Source organism: Tenacibaculum sp. MEBiC06402, from assembly GCF_049239625.1.
Classification (GTDB): domain Bacteria; phylum Bacteroidota; class Bacteroidia; order Flavobacteriales; family Flavobacteriaceae; genus Polaribacter.
Map to the genome: position 1 here is coordinate 1 of NZ_JBMKKT010000059.1, position 5,269 is coordinate 5,269.

Annotated in this window: 6 protein-coding genes; all 6 read right to left on the bottom strand. The window is 32.3% G+C overall.

Annotated features, from left to right (window positions below):
• Positions 1-66: 66 nt before the first annotated feature.
• Positions 67-498: a DUF4288 domain-containing protein gene (locus ACOSP6_RS00505; protein ID WP_422092428.1), complete on the bottom strand. Its 432-nt coding sequence runs from the start codon at positions 496-498 to the stop codon at positions 67-69.
• 260 nt (positions 499-758) lie between these two features.
• Positions 759-1,760 (bottom strand): HNH endonuclease, encoded by a 1,002-nt coding sequence (locus ACOSP6_RS00510; protein WP_422092429.1) that lies wholly within the window; start codon positions 1,758-1,760, stop codon positions 759-761.
• Positions 1,702-2,799 (bottom strand): DNA cytosine methyltransferase, encoded by a 1,098-nt coding sequence (locus ACOSP6_RS00515; RefSeq protein ID WP_422092430.1) that lies wholly within the window; start codon positions 2,797-2,799, stop codon positions 1,702-1,704. The genes ACOSP6_RS00510 and ACOSP6_RS00515 overlap by 59 nt, the downstream gene beginning before the upstream one ends.
• Positions 2,796-4,007, bottom strand: a complete 1,212-nt coding sequence (locus ACOSP6_RS00520) for a DNA cytosine methyltransferase (RefSeq protein WP_422092431.1) — start codon at positions 4,005-4,007, stop codon at positions 2,796-2,798. Before ACOSP6_RS00520 ends, ACOSP6_RS00515 begins: the two co-directional genes overlap by 4 nt.
• A 4-nt stretch (positions 4,008-4,011) precedes the next feature.
• The gene (locus ACOSP6_RS00525) at positions 4,012-4,215 is read right to left on the bottom strand and encodes a helix-turn-helix domain-containing protein (protein ID WP_264560945.1); all 204 of its coding nucleotides are present in this window, start codon (positions 4,213-4,215) and stop codon (positions 4,012-4,014) included.
• Between the two features lie 311 nt (positions 4,216-4,526).
• The coding region (locus ACOSP6_RS00530) for a hypothetical protein (RefSeq protein WP_422095679.1) at positions 4,527-5,269 on the bottom strand (743 nt) is incomplete at its 5' end.

Here is a 5,269-nt window from a genome sequence, read left to right on the forward strand (position 1 = left end):
AGATAATTAATAAGATTGAATTTCTGGTGAGGAAATTCAGCCGCAATTAATTATACGCTCTGTTGGCTACTGTTTTTTTATTCTTTTTGTATCCGGTAATTTGGGTTTAGGTTTAATTCCGTCCAAAATTTCTTTTTTAGGACGAATTATTCTGTTAGTCTTTCTATTAGATATAAAACCATAATCTGTCCACATTAATTCAGCCCCGTCTTCAATAAATTCCTCATAAATTGGTATTAGTTCTGCAATTCCGACAAAAATCCATTCCATTTCAATTTTGTCAGCATTGGTAAATTTATATTCCCCTTTTTTGCCTATTCTTTCGGCTTTCTCTAAAGCTTCTTTTGCAGATTCTGCTTTTATCAAATGATGATTTCCCCAAGTCGTTACTCTACGCAAATCGTGTTTTTCATCTCGGTCAACAGGCTCACATTTTTCAATAATTTCAGCGATATACCAATTTCCGTTTTTATTCGATATTTTTTCTTGAGTTTTCATTTTGCGAATTGTAGCCAACGGTTTGGCTATGCTTAGTGCGGGGTTGATGAGCGATAACCTTTCGGTTTGTTTTTAAGCTTTAAATATACACAAATTTTTGGCTTGGTACTAAAGCCCGCATTAAGTATAGCCGTTGTTGTACACTGGCTTTTTTCCGTTCAGATTGTCATTCAGCGTTGGCAAAGACATACTCTTTTGCAATTTTTGTCTTGTGTTTCGGCTGTAGCGAATTGCAAATGTGTATGGCTTTAAGCGTTGGCTTAATCATCAAATATTCCTCTAGTTTGATTCGCAATTTTTATATTCCCAATATTCGGTCGAAGAGTATGATTTTCAGGTATTTGAATTTTATCAAAAGCAAGTTTTTCAAATTTTCTAATTCCAGAGTCAAGTCCGACTTTTTCTAGGTATTCCATTTTACTTTCATTAATTAGAATATCTAATTTTTCATCAAAATATATCAATGAACGGTCATAAGCTGTATGATGTAAAGCACAAAGACTTATTCCGTTGTCAATTTCATCAGTACCTAATTCGTGAGAGTGTGGTACAATATGAGCAGCTTCAATTAATTCCAAACCTATTCCGCACATTGCACACTTGTTATTGTAGGCATCATAAACTTTAATTCTGAAATTTGGGTCTCTTTTTTGTCTAGCGTGAGTAATTGTAAGAACACCTTCTGAAGTATCAAATTCACCATCTGCATTTTGATTGTTAAGATTGTCAGATTGTTCTACAAGATTTTTTAATTCTAAATCCGAAAGTAAATGGATTGAATTCAAGTTTTCCAAATACAAACCTAAATAGTCAGGAATAAAGCTTATTACGGATTGTCCATTATTGTCTCTGTAAGCGGCTATTTTTTGCGTTTTAGCGTCTTTTTGAACAGAGAACCTTGAGTATAAAGAGATTGTTTGTTTTTGATTAAATCTATCTCTCATCATAAAAGGATTCCAAGCAGTAAAAACTTTTTCGTCAGCAAAATATCCTAATACGATAACATCATTTCCAGAGTTTAATGCAGCATTGAAATTTTTAGATTTAGCAACTTGGATACGGCATTCATCTTGATTTCCTCTACCATCACCAGATTCGTGAACGTTTTTAATTAAAACGTAATATGTTTTCTTATTTATTGAAAATCTGTAAGGATTGTTCCCGTCAATAAATGCAACGTTGTCCGAGTAAAGTCTTAAACTATCAATAAGTAGATACCTTAAGTCTTTTCTGTCCAGAATTATTGTGTCTCTTACACTCATAATTATTAAAATATTGTAGTATTAGTTGTTCGGCAAATACATTGGCGAGTTTTGGAGGAACAGCATTACCAACCTGTCTCCATTGCTCTCTGTAATTGCCTAAAAAAATATGTTTATCCTCAAATGATTGAATACGCTTAATTTCTTGAATTCTTAAGAATCTATTTTTCCAGTGAAATGGTCCCATATTGTTTGAGTGACTTGCTTGAATTGTCCAAGATGGTCTATCTGGAGATAATTTCAGTAAAAATGACCAATAGCGTGAACGCCACTTAAAAATTGGATTCGGATGACCTCTTTCTTCTGTAAAAAATAAATAATTATCACCTGGTGGAACTAATTTTAAAAGGTCTTTGTGCTTTGAACCTGCTTGCATTTTATCATCTTCAGGTAAATCAAAATCTATATCATTCAAAATGTCTCCACAAGTTACCCAAGGAAGTGTTTCTTTTATTGGTTTCTTTGGGTCGGAATGAGTTGGTTTTGGATAGTCAAAATCTTCTAACTCTTTTTTAACACCAATACATATAAATCTTTGTCTTGTTTGAGCAACTCCGTAATCTGCTGCATTAACAACTTTATGAAATATTTTATAGCCTAACCTTTCGCTTTCTTCTTCAACTAATTCAAGAGCTGCTTTGTGAGGTTTAAAAACAAAACCGTGTACATTTTCGAAGAAAAAGAACTTTGGTTCTAATTCTTCAACTGCACGAAAATAATTAGATACAGTTGTGAAACCGTCAATATCATCAATTCCTCTATCTTTTTCGGTTCTATAAAATCTAGATTTAGAGAAAGGAGGACAAGGAGGACCACCGACCAAACCATCAATTTCTTTATGTTTTCTTTTTATTGCTTTAAAGTCAATATTTACAATATCATCACAAACTACTTCGCAATCATTGAAGTTTACTTTTAATGATTGGCAAGCTCTATCCCAAATATCAGACGCAAAAATTGTCTGAAATCCAGCTTTTTCAAAACCAAAGTCAATACCACCTACACCTGAAAATATACTTACAATTTTAGGTTTTGTCATATGTTTGAAATTAAGTGTTTAACAATCGCCTCTCCTAATAAAGATGGAACTGCGTTACCGATTTGCTTTTGTATTGAACGTCTTGTTCCAACAAAATGATAATCTTCTGGAAAGGTTTGTAATGCTGCAATTTCAGGTACTCTTAACCTTCTGTTATTCCAATGAAAAGGACCAACCCAAGGACCAGGCTGAGCGGCAATAGTCCAAGAAGGTAAATTTGGATGTAATTTTAGTAGAAAACTCCAAAATCTTTTATTCGCTTCAAATTTAGGATTTGGATGTCCGTCTCTTTCGGTTAATGCAAAGTAATTTTTACCAGGTGGAATTTGTTTTAATTCTTCATCATAAGTTTTTCCTGCTGTACTTTCTTCAGGTTCAAAATATTTATCATCATCAAACTTTCCAATCCAATCAATTACTCGTTCATACGGTTTTAAATTTTTATTTATAAGCAATTCTTTCTCTGAACCGTGTGTTTTAGTTGGTTCACCAATTATGCCATTTTTTGAAGCGATAAAAAATACTCGTTTTCTTTTTTGAGGTACACCAAAATCAAGAGCGTTAGCTCTATAAATTATAAACTTGTATCCTAATTTGTCAATTGCTTCTTCTAATTCTTGGACAGCTTGTTTGTTTTTTGGGTGAAGTAAACTCTCAACGTTTTCAAGAATAAAACCATCAGGGTTTAGTTCTTGTATCATTCTTAAATACTGTCCAATCATATTTCTTGGGTCTTCGCTTCCAAGTCTGTTTTTGTGAGTTACCCAATATCCTGCTTTAGAAAATGGTTGACAAGGAGGACCTCCGACTAGAATTAGTTTCTCAGGATTATTCTCTTTAATTATTTTAGAATAGTCTAAAGCACTCATTTCTTTGATATCTTTGTGGAAATGTGTTGAGTGTGAGAAGTATTTGTTTCTTTTCATTGTTGCAACACTGTCTCTATCAAAGTCTAAACTTGAAATTACTTTACTACCTGCCAATTGGGAACCAACGTCTAAACCACCAGCACCAGAAAAGAACCCAATAGTTTGAATCTTACTATCAATTATCTGCTCAATTTTATCATTGACTGTGTAACCACGCTTATCATATTTAATTCCTAGAAACTCATCTTTCTTTATTTTAAATTCACTTTCAAATAATCTCAATTGAGGTTCTTCTAGTAATGATAAAAATTCTCTTTCTAACTTGTAAGTTGCTAGCATATATTTAACTCTTTTTTTCTAAAGACTCTACAAGCAAATCTTTAGCTTCAATATTTAATATTTCTCCAATTTTGTATAAATCTTCAATACTTGGCTGTCTTCTGTTTTGAACATAGGAGTTTACCATATTGTAACTCTTCCCTAGTTTTTCAGCAAGCCAAGTTTGCTTTATACCTTTTTCATCTAAAACTTCTTTAATCCGATTCATTTCAGAATGTTTTCTATTTCTCAAATATAAAGTGATATTTTAATATCTCACTTAATGAACTAAAAATTTATCAACAATTTTGGGTAGTGGGAAAAGGCAAGCTCTTTTTATTTTGTGAGGTAAGAGCAAAATGGAATGTGCTTGACTGTGCGGTTGGCATTTTCAGAGCTTGTGTACAACGGTAAAGTGTATGATTTCGTTGCGTGTTTAAGCACTAAAGTTAGCAAATAATTACGGATAGAAAATCCACGAGGATTTTCGTAAGTAGGCGAGTATTAGCAATGAATTATACACATTGTTACCTGCTGGCTTTATTCACGATTTTTGTTTAGATATTGTTCAATTTTATCGTGCAAATTTTCATTAATCCATTTATTCATTTCGGTTTTATCTTGTCCTCCAGACGCACTCCACGGACTTTCCTCATTTAAAATAACTTTTTCGTTTTTCAGGTCATAAAGTGAATGGTATAAATTCCCTCGCTCCATTACCAAATAATCATTTTTTATAAAAATCCTAATGTTTTCCAGATTCTTATCTGCTTCATCGTAATTCCACAATATTTTCTCAATACTTTTATCATTTTCAGCTTTTTCCCTGCTCAAACGCTCTTTACCTTTCCAATTATCTTTAGTCCATTTTATTATATCCCATTGCATATCGTCAAATCCTGCCATTGTAAAATAAAGAACATAAATATCATTTCCATAATCCACTTTTTGTTGATATAAAAAGTCTTTGAAGAATGATTGATAAATATTCATTTTAATTTCAGCGTACTTTTGAAACCCTTCACTATTCAGACGATTACTTGTTGAGTCTTTATATTTTTCTGTTATCGTAACGCTATCTTTTAAGATTTTTTGCTCCAATAATTGTTTAAGCTCCAATTCTCCAATTTGCTTAAAGTAATAATCAATTGTTTTATCTTCAATTTCACTCGTTTGGGGTTGACAGCTAACAGTCAAAAAAGTCAAAATCAGTAGTAATGTATTTTTAATGTTCATTCGTTTCTTTAGCTTGCAGGTAACGTATTTGTGTATGATTTTTTGCG

Bases quoted from the DNA above. Each gene is read 5' to 3' on its own strand.
- ACOSP6_RS00515 (WP_422092430.1), bottom strand. From the start codon at position 2,799: ATGACAAAACCTAAAATTGTAAGTATATTTTCAGGTGTAGGTGGTATT.
- ACOSP6_RS00505 (WP_422092428.1), bottom strand. From the start codon at position 498: ATGAAAACTCAAGAAAAAATATCGAATAAAAACGGAAATTGGTATATC.
- ACOSP6_RS00520 (WP_422092431.1), bottom strand. From the start codon at position 4,007: ATGCTAGCAACTTACAAGTTAGAAAGAGAATTTTTATCATTACTAGAA.
- ACOSP6_RS00510 (WP_422092429.1), bottom strand. From the start codon at position 1,760: ATGAGTGTAAGAGACACAATAATTCTGGACAGAAAAGACTTAAGGTAT.
- ACOSP6_RS00525 (WP_264560945.1), bottom strand. From the start codon at position 4,215: ATGAATCGGATTAAAGAAGTTTTAGATGAAAAAGGTATAAAGCAAACT.